This is a genomic window from Streptomyces sp. NPDC058812, from assembly GCF_042744565.1.
Classification (GTDB): domain Bacteria; phylum Actinomycetota; class Actinomycetes; order Streptomycetales; family Streptomycetaceae; genus Streptomyces; species Streptomyces thinghirensis.
In genome coordinates this window covers 1-13,510 of sequence record NZ_JBHYOB010000023.1, presented here as the reverse complement: position 1 = coordinate 13,510, position 13,510 = coordinate 1, and the positions used below count along the sequence as shown (strand labels likewise).

Here is a 13,510-nt window from a genome sequence, read left to right as displayed (position 1 = left end):
CGGAGCCATGAAGGCGATCAGTTACGCACGGTACGGCGGGCCCGAGACCCTGGAGTACGGGGACGTCCCGGATCCGCGGGTCGGGCCCGACTCGGTGCTCGTGAAGGTGCGGGCCGCCGCCGTCAATCCCGTCGACTGGAAGTGCCGCGACGGCCATCTCGACGCCATCCTCCAGCCCGTCTTCCCCGTGATTCCCGGGTGGGACGTCTCGGGGGTCGTCGTGCAGCCCGGGGCCTCCGTCACGGAGTTCGCCGTAGGGGACGAGGTCATCGGCTACGTCCGTGAGGACTTCCTTTCCCGGGGGACCTTCGCCGAGTACGTGGCGGCGCCCGTACGCACCCTCGCGCGCAAGCCGCGCAACCTCTCCTACGAGGAGGCGGCCGGACTGCCGCTGACCGGGCTGACCGCGTACCAGGTGCTGGTGAAGGCGCTGGAGGTGAAGCGGGGCGAGACCGTCCTCGTGCACGCGGCCGCGGGCGGGGTCGGCTCGATCGCCGTGCAGCTGGGACGCCATCTGGGGGCGCGGGTCATCGGTACGGCGAGCGAGCGCAACCACGACTTCGTGCGGGGGCTGGGCGGGGAGCCGGTGAGGTACGGGGAGGGGCTGGCCGAACGGGTGCGGGGGCTGGCGCCCGAGGGCGTGGACGCGGTGTTCGACACGGTCGGCGGCGAGACGCTGAAGATCTCGGCGAACCTGCTGGCCACCGAGGGCCGCCTCGTGTCGATCGCCGACGCGGACGTCGTCGACTACGGCGGGCGGTATTCCTTCGTGCGCCCCGACGCCGAGGACCTGCTGCGGTTGAGTGAGCTGGCGGAGCAGGGGACCGTGAGTGTGCACGTGTCGGAGGCGTTCCCGTTGGAGCGGGCGGCGGACGCGCACCGGTTGAACCAGGAGGGGCGGACTCGGGGGAAGATCGTGGTGACGGTGGGCCGGGAGTAACGGGGCGGGGTGTCCCCCGGCGGGCTAGAGGACGAGGAACGCGCCGCACACCGCCAGCGCCACCGTGCACAGAGTGGCCGCCGTGGCGTACGGAGGAGTCAGGGCGCGGGGTCTGTTCGTCGAGGCGAGGGTGCGGATGCGGCCGTGGGCGATGCGCAGGAAGGCCAGCCAGAGAGCGCAGCACAGGGCGGCGGCGACGACCGTGGCGGGGGTCGCGCCGCCGTGCAGCGCGGTCTTCGCGGCGAGTACGGCTACGACGGTGCCGGACAGGGTCGTGCGGCGCCAGGCGAGCCGGGTGCGCTCGGGCTGGAGCCCGGGGTCGCGGGCGGGGTCAGGGGCGGGAGCGGGTGCGTCGGTGCTCACGCTCAGCCCTCCCAGCCGACGAGGACCACGAGGACCATCGCCACGGCGACCACGGTGACGACCAGGCTGAGCAGGGCCGGGAAGCGGGAGACGGGGAGGTCCTCGCCGCGGCGCATGGCACGTTCGCAGCGTACCCAGTGGTTCACCGCGCGCAGCGAGCACAGCGCGCCGGCCGCGAGCAGCGCGAGCGCGAGGCCCACCCGCCAGCCCCAGCGCAGGTCGGGCAGGAACTGGTCCACCGCGAACCCGCCGCCGACCAGGGCGAGGGCGGTGCGCAGCCAGGCGAGGAAGGTGCGCTCGTTCGCCAGCGAGAACCGGTAGTCGGGGGTGCTGCCCTCCTGCCGGGTCTCCTCGGGTGCGAACCAGAGCCGGGCGTTCCGCACGAATTCGATCACGCGGGGACCCTATCGGGCGGTCACGGAATGCCTGCGGCGGCCTGCGCGGGTTTTGCGGGGGTGCGGGTAGCGCGTTCTGTTTTGTTGTGGGTCGGGCCGTGCCGGGGGGTGTCCGTCCTCGGAACGGCGCGGAATCGGTCGGCCACGGAAGTGCCGGCGTTGACGCGCCAACCGCTGCGGGCGGACACCCCCCGACACGGCCCTTCGCGCCGTACGCGGCTCTCCGTCCCGCGCGACCTCTCCCGGCCCCGCACCGTTACCCCCGCCAAGCCCGCAGCCGCGCATACGCGTCCAACCCGTCCGGCACCCACTCCCACTCCCCGAGGCGCCGTTCCACCTCCGCCTCCGTGAGGAACCCGTGCCAGGCCACCTCCTCCACCTGCGGAGAAACCGGTCCCTCGCAGCGCACCTCGTACACCGCCGACCACCAGGTCCGCCCGGCGCCGTCGTCGTACAGGAACTTGAAGAGGTACTCCGGGCGTGGCAGCTGCGTCACTCCCAGCTCTTCCTCCGCCTCCCGCAGCGCCGCGTCGTCGTAGGACTCGCCCGCGCCCACCACCCCGCCGACGAACATGTCGTACCGGGAGGGAAACACCAGCTTCGTCGCCGTGCGGCGGTGAACGAAGACGCGTCCGTCCGGATTGCGGGCGAACACGAACACGCAGCGGTGACGCAGCCCCTGGGCGTACGCGTCGCCCCGCCGGGCCTGCCCGGTGACGCGGTCGTTCTCGTCGACGATGTCGAGGATCTCGTCAGCAGCGCTCATCCGTCCATCCAAGCAGCGGCCGTGCGCTCGGCAGCCGGTCGCCGAGGAAATAGGGAGGGGGAGGGTGTGGCGGTACGGGACAAGTTCCTTTGGTGTCACGCCAGTTGACGCGTGTAACGAGCTGTCGGGCCTTGACGGAAAGTGTTGGCTGCCGCTTTGCTGTGCGTGATCAGTTCATGGCAAACCGGCTACGACGACCTACCGCGTCGCGTGAGGAAGTTTCCCGCGGTGTCCCCACCTCCGCCTCCCCTCGGCCGCGGCCGCAAACGCGCGGCCCAGGCCTTCGACGACGCCCTCGACGACGCCGAACTCGTCTCCGCCCGTGCCGCGTTGGCCCAGGGGCGATGGCAGTCCGCCCGCTCCCTGCTGGTCCACACGGGCGACGACTGGGACCGCCGCGGGCACCGGGTGACCGTGCTCGCCAAGGAGCCCTACAGCGCGCCCTGGGCCCGCGAGTGGCTGTTGGCCGAGCCCGATTCCGCCGACGCCTCGATACTGCTCGCCCTCGCGCTGGTCCACCGCGCCCTGCGCGGCAAGGAGAAGCCCGCCCGGGTCCGGGAGGCGTGCCGGGACGCGGCCGCGCTCGTCCCGAACGATCCGACGCCGTGGCTCGGGCTGCTCATGCTGGAGCGTTCGCTCGGCGCGGTGGACGAGGTCATCCGGGTCTTCGAGGCGGTGCGGGCGCGGTACGCCGATCACCACCACGCCCATCACCTGATGGTGGCCCGGCTCGCCGAACGCGGCGGCGACGGCGGTGCCGACCCGCTGCACGAGGTGTACGACTTCGCCAACTGGGCCGCCGAGCAGGCCCCCGCCGACTCCCCGCTGGCCATCCTCCCGGTCGTCGCGCACGCCGAGCGCTACCGCGTGCTCGCCGCCGCCGGTCATGAGTCCGCCGACCCGAACGCCTGTGGCCACTGGGTCGGCCGCCGCGCCCGGCTGGTGATGAAGGCGGCCTTCGACTGGTGGCTGGAGTGGGAGCAGGACGGCCACCCGCGCCGGCTGATCGACCTCAACTTCCTCGCCCACGCCAAAACCTGCGAGGGCCGCGGCGCCGAGGCCGCCGCCCTCTTCCACCGCATCGGCGAACACGTCACGCCCGCCCCGTGGGCGTACCCGGACCGCGACCCGTACCCCGCCTTCCGAGCCGCCCGCGCGAGTGCGCTCGGCACGGCCTGACCTCCAACGCACACGAAAGAAGGACGTCCTCCGATGACCACGGGCAGTTCGAGCACGAGCAGATCCGCGAGCGGTGGCGCCATCAGCACCTTCAAGGGGCAGGAGCGGGCGCTGCGCGCGGACCGGCTCGGTACGGGGGGTCTGCTTCTTTCCGTGCTGGCCGCCACCGCCCCGCTGATGGTGGTCGCCGGGGTCATGCCCACCACGTTCGCGGTGATGGGCATCGTCGGGCAGCCGCTGCTCTTCGTGCTGCTGGGCGTGGTGCTGATCCTGTTCAGCATCGGGTACGCCGAGATGAGCCGGCACGTCCACAACGCGGGGGCCTTCTACGCGTACATCTCCCGCGGACTCGGCGGCACCGCCGGCGCGAGCGCCGCCATGGTCGCGCTGGTCGCCTACAACGCCCTCCAGGTCGGCATCTACGGCATCTTCGGCTTCGAGGTCTCCGGGCTCCTGGCCACCTACGCCGACCTGGAGGTCGCCTGGTGGGTACCGGCGCTGCTGGCCGTGCTCGCGGTCGGCACGCTGGGCTGGCTGAAGATCGACGTCAACGCGCGCGTGCTGGGTGTTCTGCTGCTCATCGAGGTCGTGCTGGTCGTCGTGTTCGACATCGCCGCCGTCGCCGATCCGGGGGCGCAGGGGCTGTCGCTGCACGCCTTCAACCCCGACACCCTGACGGGAGCGGGTGTGGGGACCGCGCTGTGCTTCTGCATCGCCGCCTTCCTCGGGTTCGAGCAGGCTCCCGTGTACGCCGAGGAGACCAGCCGGCCGCACGTGCTCGTGCCGCGTGTCATGTTCCTCGCGGTGGGCGGGGTCGCGGTCTTCTTCGCGCTCAGCAGCTGGGCCCTGACCGTCGCCACCGGGCCCGACAAGATCGTCGGCACCGCGCAGGAGCAGAGCGCCGGGCTCCTGTTCTTCCTCACCGAGGACCGGCTGGGCGGCACCTTCACCGACGTCCTGCACGTGCTCTTCGTGACCGGCATGTTCGCCGCCCTGCTCAGCTTCCACAACGTCGTCGCCCGGTACGCCTTCGCCATGGGGCGGGAGGGGCTGCTGCCCGCCGCCTTCGGGCGGACCAGCGGCTCCAGCGGCGCCCCGGGCACCGGCTCGCTGCTCCAGACCGCCGTGTCCGCGGTCGTGGTCATCGGCTTCGCGATCGCCGACGACAAGCCGAACGGCGACCCGACCCAGCCCGTGCTGCACCTGTTCACCTGGGGCGGCAACATCGGCGCCCTCGGCGTGATCGTGCTGATGGCCGCGGCCTCGTTCTCCGTCGTCACCTTCTTCGTCCGCCGTGGCGCAGCCGGCACCCAGGGCGTGCGGCTGGCGACCTCCACCGTCGCGGGCGTGGCCCTCGTGGTGATCGCCGGTTACACGGTCAAGGACTTCGACGTCCTCGTCGGCGCGGGCCCCGACTCCTCCCTGAGCTGGATACTGCCCGGCATCATCGGCCTGGCCGTGATCGCGGGCCTCGTGCAGGGCCTGGTCCTGCGTTCCCGCGCACCCGAGCGGCACGCCCGCATCGGCCAGGGCAACGAGGCGTTCCAGCTGGACAAGGCGGCGTCCTCCTGACCCTCACGGGGACGCCGACGGCGTGAGCGGGCCCGGCACGCTCACCCCGTCGACGGACACGCCGCCGTCGCGGAGCAGCTCGGCGTGGTCGAGGTACGTGCCGCGCAGCTCGATCCGGATCACCTCGCCGGGCCAGGCGGTTCCGTCGGTCCCCGCGTCCACCGCGGCGATCCCGTACCCGCACGCCGGGGCGCCGTCCGGTGCGCTCCCGAGCCGCACCGTGGTGCCGGGATGCTGTTCGTGGAACTCCAGCAGGCCGGTGAGTACGGCGTAGGCGGCCCGCCCCTTGCAGCCGTCCGGGCGTCCCGCCGGCTCCGCGTGGTCACGGGCCGCCGTCTCCCAGCTGCCGCCCCGGCCCGCACCGCCGGGCAGCCGCTCGCCAGACCGCGCAGCAACCGACAGTCGTCGGTCGGGGGCACGGACGGGATCGTGCGCAGGACGTCCGCGCACCCGGTGGCGGGCGTGCGGAGCCGGTCGTAGAGGCCGGCCGGGTCCGGTACGGCGTCCCGTCCGTGTCGGAGGAGACGGGGCCGGGCGGGAGCCAGGCGGGGGCGGTGGGAGGCGGTGCGCCGTCGTCCTTCGCCGGCCGGTTCGAGCGGGGGGCGTCGGGTCGGCGGGGGCGTGCGACGGACGGTCGGGTACCGGTGCGGCCACCGGGCCGCCGCTGCCGTCGGGCCGCCAGGAGGGGGCGGGCTCGGATGGTCCGGCCGCTCTGCGCGGCGTACCGACCGGGCTGCCGTTCGACAGCCCGCCCGCCACGCTCACGTTCCGGCCGCCATTGGGTGGCCCTGCTTCACCGGCGACGCAGGAGGCCGCGACCACCGCCACCGTCCTGGCGGCCGGGGAAGTACCGGGAGAGTGGCTCAGGAGGCGGAGACCGCGCCGAAGTCCAGCAGCACCTTGCAGGACCGGCTCCGGTCCGCGGCCAGCACGAACGCCGACTCCGCGTCCCGTACCGGCACCACCGTGCTGACCAGCGCGTCGAACGCGGGCTCGGCGGCGAGCAGTTCCAGCGCCTCGTCGAACTCGCCGTCGAAGCGGAACGCCCCGCGCAGCTCGATCTCCCGGCTCACCACCAGGTTGCCGGCGAAGGGGCTCTGCCCCGGCGGCAGCATGCCGAGCTGCACGACGACACCGCCGCGCCGGACCAGCCGCAGGCAGGCGTCCAGCCCCGCGGCCACCCCCGAGGCCTCGATCGCCGTGTCCACCTCGGCCGGCCACCCGGCGTCGTCGGGGGCGTCGGCCCGTACGAGGGTGTCGGCGCCGGCGGCACGCGCGTACTCCAGGGCGGCGGGCAGCAGGTCCGTCACCGTCACGTGGGCCGCGCCCGCCGCCTTGGCCGCCGCGACCACCAGGCAGCCGACCGGACCGGCCCCGGTGACCAGCAGGTGCCGCCCGGTCAGGTCCCCGGCCCGGCGTACGGCGTGCAGGGCGACGGAGAGGGGCTCCGCGAGGGCGGCACGGCGCGGGTCGAGGCCGGCGGGCAGGGGGCGCAGCTGCTCGGCGGGAACGACGATCCGCGCCGCGAAGCCGCCCTGGACGTGCGGGAAGCGGGCAGCGCTGCCCAGGTAGCGGGTGTCCCGGCAGACGTTGCGCCGCCCGTCCGCGCACTCCGGGCACACCCCGCACGGGGTCGCCGGGTGCACGGCGACGGCCGTACCGGCGGCCGGGCCCGGCGTGTCCGTGCCCGTGTCCGGGGAGCCGTACGCCACCACCGTTCCGACCACCTCGTGCCCGAGCAGCATCGGCTCCTTCAGGCGGAAGTCGCCGACACCGCCGTGCCGCCAGTAGTGCAGGTCGGAGCCGCACACGCCGCCGTAGCGGACGGCGACCAGCGCCTCGCCGGGGCCGGGGCGGGGGACCGGCAGTTCCTCGACGCGCAGATCGCCGGCGCCGTGGATGACACAGCCGAGCATCTGAGCCGCCTCCTCGGGGGCGAGTGGGGCGAGTGGCGCGAGCGGGTCGCGTGCGGGGTTCACAGGACGCTCGTCATGCCGCCGTCGACGTACAGGATCTGTCCGCCGACGAAGTCCGCGGCGGGCGAGGCGAGGAACAGCAGCCCGCCCACCAGGTCCTCCGTACGGCCCCAGCGGCCGGCCGGAGTGCGCCGGCGGACCCAGCCGCTGAACTCCTCGTCCTCGACGAGGGGCCGGGTCAGTTCGGTCTCGATGTAGCCGGGACCGAGACCGTTGACCTGGACGCCGTACGGGCCCCAGTCCGCGCACATGCCCTTGGTGAGCATCTTCAGCGCGCCCTTGGTGGCCGCGTAGGGCGCGATGCCCGGACGGACCACCTCGCTCTGCAGCGAGCAGATGTTGACGATCTTGCCGTGGCCGCGTGCCGTCATCCGGCGCGCCGCCTCCCGGCCCACCAGGAAGGCGCTGGTGAGATTGGTGTCCAGGATGCGGTGCCAGTCGGCGTCGGCGAACTCCAGCAGGGGAGCCCGAAGTTGTATGCCGGCGTTGTTGACCAGGATGTCGAGCGGGCCCACCCGCTCCTCGACCTCCGCGATCCCGGCCGCCACGGACGGACCGTCGGTCACGTCGAACACGGCCGTGCGGACGTCGCCGGGAAGGTCCGCGGCGGCCTTGGTGAGGCGGTCGGCGGCGCGTCCGTTGAGGACCACCCGGCAGCCGGCCTCCGCCAGGCCCCGGGCGAGGGCCAGCCCGATGCCCCGGCTGGAACCGGTCACCAGGGCGGTGCGCCCGCCGATGTCGAAGAGGGGGTGAGCCGTCATCGTCGTACTCCTGAATGACGTTGCGTCCTGCGGCTATATGACCAGTGACAGGAGCAGGACGAGAGCGCCCGCGACCACCGAGATGATCGTCTCCATGACGGACCAGGTCTTGATGGTCTGGCCGACGTTCAGGCCGAAGTACTCCTTCACCAGCCAGAAACCGGCGTCGTTGACGTGGCTGAAGAAGAGCGAACCGGCGCCGATGGCCAGGACCAGCAGGGCCGCGTGCGTCGTCGACATGTCGGCCGCCAGCGGCGCGACCAGACCGGCCGCCGAGACGGTCGCCACGGTCGCCGAACCGGTCGCCAGCCGGATCGCCACCGCGATCAGCCAGGCCAGCAGCAGGGCCGGGATCGACCAGTCCTCGGAGATCTCCAGGATCATCCGGCCCACGCCGGAGTCGATCAGCGTCTGCTTGAAGCCGCCGCCCGCACCGACGATCAGCAGGATGCCCGCGATGGGCGCGAGCCCCTTCTCGACCAGGCCCGAGAGGCGTTCCTTGCCGAAACCGGCCGGACGCAGCAGCGTGAAGATGCCGACGATCACGGAGGCGAGCAGGGCGATCAGCGGGTTGCCGATCACGTCGAAGGTGCGCTGCACCAGGTTCTCCGGGTCGTCGACGATGATGTCGACGAGCGCCTTGGCCAGCATCAGCACGACCGGCAGCAGGATCGTGGCCAGGGTGGCGCCGAAGCCGGGGCGCTTCTCCAGCTCCTCCGAGGCGCGCTGCGGGATCATGCGGTCGGGGGCCGGGACGTCCACCCAGCGGGCCGCGTACTTCGAGAACAGCGGACCGGCGATGATCACCGTCGGGATGGCGATCAGGACACCCAGCGCGAGCGTGACACCGAGGTTGGCACCGAGCGCGTCGATCGCGACCAGCGGGCCGGGGTGCGGCGGAACCAGACCGTGCATCACGGACAGACCGGCCAGCGCCGGGATGCCGATGCGCATCAGGGAGTAGTTGCCGCGCTTGGCGACCATCAGGACGACCGGGATCAGCAGGACGATGCCGACCTCGAAGAACAGCGGCAGCCCGATGACGGACGCGATCAGCACCATCGTCCACGGCATCGAACGCGGGCTCGCCTTGGTGAGGATGGTGTCCACGATCTGGTCGGCGCCACCGGAGTCGGCGAGCATCTTGCCGAGGATCGCGCCGAGGGCGATCAGGACGCCGACACCCGCGACGGTGGAGCCGAGCCCGGCGGTGAAGCTGGTGATGACCTTGTCCAGCGGCGCCCCGGCGAACGCGCCGAGCGCCAGTGACCCGATGGTCAGCGACAGGAAGGCATGCAGCTTGAACTTGGTGATCAGCAGGACGATGACGGCGATGCCCAGGAGCACGGCGATGCCCAGCTGGGCGTGGCCGGCCGAGGTGATCGGCTCGACGGTGTCCGCTGCCAGCATCTCGACGCTGAGTCTGGTCACGGTGGTTCCCTTGCGGTGATGGGGATTCGGGGGAAGGTCGGGGTCGTGCCCGCGGCTGGCGGCACGACCCCGGGGGAGGGTGTGGGGCGTTACTGGACCGGCTCGGGGAGGTCCTTCAGGGCGTTCATCGCCCGTTCGGCGATCTCCTCCGGGCTGCCGGCGACGTCCACGGCGACTCCCGCCTCGTCCGGCTCCAGGGGCTGGAGCGTGGCGAACTGGGAGTCGAGCAGGGCCGTCGGCATGAAGTGCCCCTGCCGGTGCGACATCCGGTCCTCGATCAGCTCGCGGCTGCCCGTGAGGTGCACGAAGACGACACCGGGAGCGCCGGCCCGCAGCCGGTCGCGGTACGACCGCTTCAGCGCCGAACTGCTCACCACCCCGCCGAGCCCCGCCCGCCCGTGCGCCCAGCCGCCGATGGCGTCCAGCCAGGGCCAGCGGTCCTCGTCGGTGAGCGGGGTGCCGGCCGTCATCTTGGCGATGTTGGCCGGCGGGTGGAAGTCGTCGCCCTCGGCGTAGGGAACGCCGAGCCGGGCCGCGAGCAGGGGGCCGATGGTGGTCTTCCCGGTGCCCGCTACGCCCATGACCACGACGACATGGGGGGTGTGCAGTCGCTGCATCGCACTCTCGCTGTCTGCTGTCTTCGTCGACACGTGATGTCGACGTAACTGAAACTCATTAGGTACGACGAATTCAAGAGCCTGTGACATATAAGTCTGACTTTTTGTCCCCGTGACCTGCCCCGTACGCTGAGTGCATGAGCACACCGGGCCGGGGGCTGCACGGCCGCGTACTGGACACCCTCGGCCCCGCGATCACAGCGGGCGAGTACCCTGCGGGCAGCGTTCTGCGCACGGACGAACTGGCGCAGCGTTTCGAGGTGTCGCGCTCCGTCATGCGGGAGGCCGTCCGGGTGCTGGAGTCCATGCACCTGGTCGAGTCACGCCGCCGCGTGGGCGTCACCGTCCTGCCCGAGTGCGAGTGGAACGTCTACGACCCGCAGGTCATCCGCTGGCGCCTGGCCGGCTCCGAACGCCCCCGCCAGTTGCGTTCCTTGACCGTGCTGCGGTCGGCCGTCGAACCGGTGGCGGCGGGCCTGGCGGCACGGCACGCCACGTCCGAGCAGTGCGTCGAGCTGACCGAGTGCGCGCTCGGCATGGTCGCCAACTCACGCGGCCACAAACTGGAGCAGTACCTCTTCCACGACGTGGCCTTCCACCGCGTCATCCTGACCGCCTCCGGCAACGAGATGTTCGCCCGCCTCGGCGGCGTCGTGGCCGAGGTCCTGGCCGGCCGCACCCACCACGACGTGATGTTCGAGGACCCCGACCCGGCCGCCGTCACCCTGCACGTCCAGGTCGCCGAGGCGGTGCGGGCACGCGACGCCGAGCGCGCCGAGCGGCTGACCCGGGAGATCACGGTCGGGGCGCTTCAGGAACTGGACATCCTGGCGCCCTGAACCTCGCCGGGCGGATGCGCCCTGAACCTCGCCGGGCGGATCTAGGCCAGGAACTCCCCGTCGACGTACGCCCACGCCCCGTCGACGCGCTCGAACCGGCTCCGCTCGTGCAGCGAGCCGCCGCGGTAGGACGCCCGGAAGGTCACGGACCCGGTGGAGTGGAAGGCGGACCCGTCGGTCGTGCCCAGGATCTCCAGACCGGTCCACCGCGTCCCCGGGTCGAGGTCGAGGTGTCCGGGACGCGTCCTCGGGTGCCACGTCCGCAGCAGGTAGCCCGCGTCCAGGCGTACGAAGGCGCTGTAGCGCGAACGCATCAGGGCCTCGGCGGTCGGCGCGGAGGCGGCTCCCGCGTGGAAGCGGCCGCAGCACTTCTCGTACGGCTCGGGCAGCCCGCACGGGCAGGAAGGCGTGGTCATGGCGGCCATTGTGCCTGGTGCGGGACACGTACCGAAAAGCACAAGACCCCTGCCGCAACAGGGGTCTCGACTGGTGTCCGAGGGGGGACTTGAACCCCCACGCCCGATAAAGGGCACTAGCACCTCAAGCTAGCGCGTCTGCCATTCCGCCACCCGGACAAGGTGTCTGTCGTGCGGGGTGTTGCCCGCGGCGACGACGTAAACATTACCAGGCTTTCCGGGGTGGCCGATCACCCCCTCCTTGGGCGCGGACGGCCGGAGGGGGAGGATGAGAGGGACCCACCAGCAGTGACATCAGCAGTGACGTCAGCAGTGACAGCGGGAGGAACCACGTGAGCGACTCGGGCACGGCCAGGAGCGTCACCGGCGAGGACGAGGTAGTCGACCTCTGCCGCGAGCTGATCCGGATCGACACCAGCAACTACGGCGACCACTCGGGTCCGGGCGAGCGCAAGGCGGCCGAGTACGTCGCCGAGAAGCTCGCCGAGGTGGGGCTCGAACCGCAGATCTTCGAGTCCCACCCCGGACGCGCCTCCACGGTGGCCCGGATCGAGGGCGAGGACCCGTCCCGGCCCGCGCTCCTCATCCACGGCCACACCGACGTGGTCCCGGCCAACGCGGACGACTGGACCCACCACCCCTTCTCCGGTGAGATCGCGGACGGGTGCGTGTGGGGGCGTGGCGCGGTCGACATGAAGGACATGGACGCGATGACCCTCGCGGTCGTCCGCGACCGGCTGCGCACCGGGCGCAAGCCCCCGCGCGACATCGTGCTGGCGTTCCTCGCGGACGAGGAGGCCGGCGGGACGTACGGCGCCAAGCACCTGGTGCGCGAGCATCCCGGGCTGTTCGAGGGCGTCAGCGAGGCGATCGGCGAGGTCGGCGGGTTCTCCTTCACGGTCAACGAGAAGCTGCGGCTCTACCTCGTCGAGACCGCCGAGAAGGGCATGCACTGGATGCGGCTCACCGTCGACGGCACGGCCGGGCACGGCTCGATGACCAACGACGACAACGCGATCACCGAGCTGTGCGAGGCCGTGGCCCGGCTCGGCCGGCACAAGTGGCCGGTCAGGGTCACCAAGACCGTACGGGCCTTCCTGGACGAGCTGTCCGACGCGCTCGGCACCGAACTCGACCCCGAGAACATGGAGGAGACCCTCGCCAAGCTCGGCGGCATCGCCCGGATGATCGGCACGACCCTGCGCAACTCGGCGGCGCCCACCCAGCTCGGCGCCGGCTACAAGGTCAACGTCATCCCCGGCCAGGCCACCGCGCACGTCGACGGACGCTTCCTGCCCGGTTACGAGGAGGAGTTCCTCGCCGACCTCGACCGCATCCTCGGCCCGCGGGTGCGGCGCGAGGACGTGCACGCCGACAAGGCGCTGGAGACCGACTTCGACGGCCGGCTCGTCGACGCCATGCAGACCGCCCTGCGCGCCGAGGACCCGATCGCGCGGGCGGTGCCCTACATGCTCTCCGGCGGCACCGACGCCAAGTCCTTCGACGACCTCGGCATCCGCTGCTTCGGCTTCGCGCCGCTCAAGCTGCCGCCGGAGCTGGACTTCGCGGGCATGTTCCACGGGGTGGACGAGCGGGTGCCGGTGGAGGGGCTGCAGTTCGGCGTGCGGGTGCTCGACCGCTTCATCGACGCGTCCTGATTCATGGACGCGTCCTGATTCGTCGGCGGTTCTGATTCGCCGACGCGTCCGGATTCGCCCGCTGAAACGTGACTCCCGCACGCGACGGTATTCGGCCGCCTGTGCGGGAGGCGACCGGGAAGAGTGAATGCGCTCATAAGCTCGTAGCCTCATTACTCCCTCCTCGTTACAGGTAATGCGATCAGCAAGCTGGGATCGCGTTTGCCAACTAGGAGGAATAATGCTCAAGAAGGTCGTCGCCGCCGCGGCAGCCACCGGTGGTCTGATTCTCGCGGGCGCGGGCATGGCCGTCGCCGACTCCGGTGCCCAGGGTGCCGCCGTGCACTCGCCCGGCGTCCTTTCCGGCAACGTCACTCAGGTGCCCGTGCACGTCCCGGTGAACGTCTGCGGCAACACGGTCTCCGTGATCGGTCTGCTGAACCCCGCCTTCGGCAACGTCTGCATCAACAAGTGACGTTGTGCCTCGCCCCGTGAGGGTCTGAGTCCGCCGGCCCCCGGGGGGGGGGGCCCCCCGCCCGGGGGGGCGGGCGGTGGGGGGCGGGCAGGGGGGTATAAACAAAATCCCCGAGCCCCCAACCAGTAAATGTTTGTATACAG

General features: G+C 71.9%; 15 protein-coding genes and 1 tRNA gene. 6 read left to right on the top strand and 10 right to left on the bottom strand.

From position 1 onward, the window contains the following. Positions 1 to 7: 7 nt before the first annotated feature. On the top strand, positions 8 to 940 hold the full coding sequence (locus tag ACFW48_RS33365) for an NADP-dependent oxidoreductase (RefSeq protein ID WP_386321541.1): 933 nt from the start codon (positions 8 to 10) through the stop codon (positions 938 to 940). Positions 941 to 964: 24 nt separating this feature from the next. Here ACFW48_RS33365 and ACFW48_RS33360 read toward each other — a convergent pair whose 3' ends face one another. The 3 genes from ACFW48_RS33360 to ACFW48_RS33350 all read right to left on the bottom strand — a co-directional run bounded on the left by ACFW48_RS33360 (position 965) and on the right by ACFW48_RS33350 (position 2,464). Next, positions 965 to 1,303, bottom strand: coding sequence for a DUF202 domain-containing protein (locus tag ACFW48_RS33360; protein WP_386321538.1), 339 nt, complete (start codon positions 1,301 to 1,303; stop codon positions 965 to 967). A gap of 2 nt (positions 1,304 to 1,305) precedes the next feature. Beyond that, complete coding sequence (locus ACFW48_RS33355; protein ID WP_386321535.1) at positions 1,306 to 1,698, bottom strand: YidH family protein; 393 nt, start codon at positions 1,696 to 1,698, stop codon at positions 1,306 to 1,308. Between the two features lie 256 nt (positions 1,699 to 1,954). Continuing rightward, entirely contained in the window at positions 1,955 to 2,464 is a 510-nt protein-coding gene (locus ACFW48_RS33350; RefSeq protein ID WP_386321533.1) for an NUDIX hydrolase, read from the bottom strand. A 228-nt stretch (positions 2,465 to 2,692) separates the two neighbouring features. Between ACFW48_RS33350 and ACFW48_RS33345 the strand changes: the two genes are divergently transcribed. Further along, on the top strand, positions 2,693 to 3,643 hold the full coding sequence (locus ACFW48_RS33345) for a hypothetical protein (protein WP_386321530.1): 951 nt from the start codon (positions 2,693 to 2,695) through the stop codon (positions 3,641 to 3,643). 33 nt (positions 3,644 to 3,676) lie between these two features. Continuing rightward, positions 3,677 to 5,215, top strand: coding sequence for an APC family permease (locus tag ACFW48_RS33340; protein WP_386321527.1), 1,539 nt, complete (start codon positions 3,677 to 3,679; stop codon positions 5,213 to 5,215). A gap of 3 nt (positions 5,216 to 5,218) precedes the next feature. Here the strand turns inward: ACFW48_RS33340 and ACFW48_RS33335 are convergent, their stop codons facing one another. The 5 genes from ACFW48_RS33335 to ACFW48_RS33315 form a co-directional block, all read right to left on the bottom strand. Beyond that, the gene (locus ACFW48_RS33335) at positions 5,219 to 5,665 is read right to left on the bottom strand and encodes a hypothetical protein (protein WP_386321524.1); all 447 of its coding nucleotides are present in this window, start codon (positions 5,663 to 5,665) and stop codon (positions 5,219 to 5,221) included. A gap of 413 nt (positions 5,666 to 6,078) precedes the next feature. Then, entirely contained in the window at positions 6,079 to 7,131 is a 1,053-nt protein-coding gene (locus ACFW48_RS33330) for an L-idonate 5-dehydrogenase (RefSeq protein WP_386321749.1), read from the bottom strand. 59 nt (positions 7,132 to 7,190) lie between these two features. Continuing rightward, entirely contained in the window at positions 7,191 to 7,952 is a 762-nt protein-coding gene (locus ACFW48_RS33325; RefSeq protein ID WP_386321521.1) for an SDR family oxidoreductase, read from the bottom strand. A gap of 33 nt (positions 7,953 to 7,985) precedes the next feature. Then, entirely contained in the window at positions 7,986 to 9,383 is a 1,398-nt protein-coding gene (locus ACFW48_RS33320; protein ID WP_386321518.1) for a GntP family permease, read from the bottom strand. 89 nt (positions 9,384 to 9,472) lie between these two features. After that, positions 9,473 to 10,000, bottom strand: coding sequence for a gluconokinase (locus ACFW48_RS33315; RefSeq protein WP_386321515.1), 528 nt, complete (start codon positions 9,998 to 10,000; stop codon positions 9,473 to 9,475). Positions 10,001 to 10,137: 137 nt separating this feature from the next. Here ACFW48_RS33315 and ACFW48_RS33310 point away from each other — a divergent pair, with 137 nt between their 5' ends. After that, positions 10,138 to 10,839, top strand: a complete 702-nt coding sequence (locus tag ACFW48_RS33310; protein WP_386321512.1) for a FadR/GntR family transcriptional regulator — start codon at positions 10,138 to 10,140, stop codon at positions 10,837 to 10,839. A 41-nt stretch (positions 10,840 to 10,880) separates the two neighbouring features. Here ACFW48_RS33310 and ACFW48_RS33305 read toward each other — a convergent pair whose 3' ends face one another. Beyond that, positions 10,881 to 11,264, bottom strand: a complete 384-nt coding sequence (locus ACFW48_RS33305) for a YchJ family protein (RefSeq protein ID WP_386321510.1) — start codon at positions 11,262 to 11,264, stop codon at positions 10,881 to 10,883. 62 nt (positions 11,265 to 11,326) lie between these two features. Next, positions 11,327 to 11,414, bottom strand: a tRNA-Leu gene (locus ACFW48_RS33300). 173 nt (positions 11,415 to 11,587) lie between these two features. On the opposite strand from ACFW48_RS33300, the gene ACFW48_RS33295 reads away from it, so the two are divergent. Together ACFW48_RS33295 and chpH are read left to right on the top strand one after the other, a co-directional pair. After that, positions 11,588 to 12,913: a M20/M25/M40 family metallo-hydrolase gene (locus ACFW48_RS33295; protein ID WP_386321507.1), complete on the top strand. Its 1,326-nt coding sequence runs from the start codon at positions 11,588 to 11,590 to the stop codon at positions 12,911 to 12,913. A gap of 220 nt (positions 12,914 to 13,133) precedes the next feature. After that, entirely contained in the window at positions 13,134 to 13,367 is a 234-nt protein-coding gene (gene chpH / locus ACFW48_RS33290; RefSeq protein WP_386321504.1) for a chaplin ChpH, read from the top strand. Positions 13,368 to 13,510: the final 143 nt, after the last annotated feature.

Excerpts from the sequence above, each read along its gene's own strand:
- ACFW48_RS33305 (WP_386321510.1), bottom strand. The coding sequence starts at position 11,264 with ATGGCCGCCATGACCACGCCTTCCTGCCCGTGCGGGCTGCCCGAGCCG.
- ACFW48_RS33365 (WP_386321541.1), top strand. The coding sequence starts at position 8 with ATGAAGGCGATCAGTTACGCACGGTACGGCGGGCCCGAGACCCTGGAG.
- ACFW48_RS33325 (WP_386321521.1), bottom strand. The coding sequence starts at position 7,952 with ATGACGGCTCACCCCCTCTTCGACATCGGCGGGCGCACCGCCCTGGTG.
- ACFW48_RS33315 (WP_386321515.1), bottom strand. The coding sequence starts at position 10,000 with ATGCAGCGACTGCACACCCCCCATGTCGTCGTGGTCATGGGCGTAGCG.
- ACFW48_RS33330 (WP_386321749.1), bottom strand. The coding sequence starts at position 7,131 with ATGCTCGGCTGTGTCATCCACGGCGCCGGCGATCTGCGCGTCGAGGAA.
- ACFW48_RS33350 (WP_386321533.1), bottom strand. The coding sequence starts at position 2,464 with ATGAGCGCTGCTGACGAGATCCTCGACATCGTCGACGAGAACGACCGC.
- ACFW48_RS33310 (WP_386321512.1), top strand. The coding sequence starts at position 10,138 with ATGAGCACACCGGGCCGGGGGCTGCACGGCCGCGTACTGGACACCCTC.
- ACFW48_RS33340 (WP_386321527.1), top strand. The coding sequence starts at position 3,677 with ATGACCACGGGCAGTTCGAGCACGAGCAGATCCGCGAGCGGTGGCGCC.
- chpH (WP_386321504.1), top strand. The coding sequence starts at position 13,134 with ATGCTCAAGAAGGTCGTCGCCGCCGCGGCAGCCACCGGTGGTCTGATT.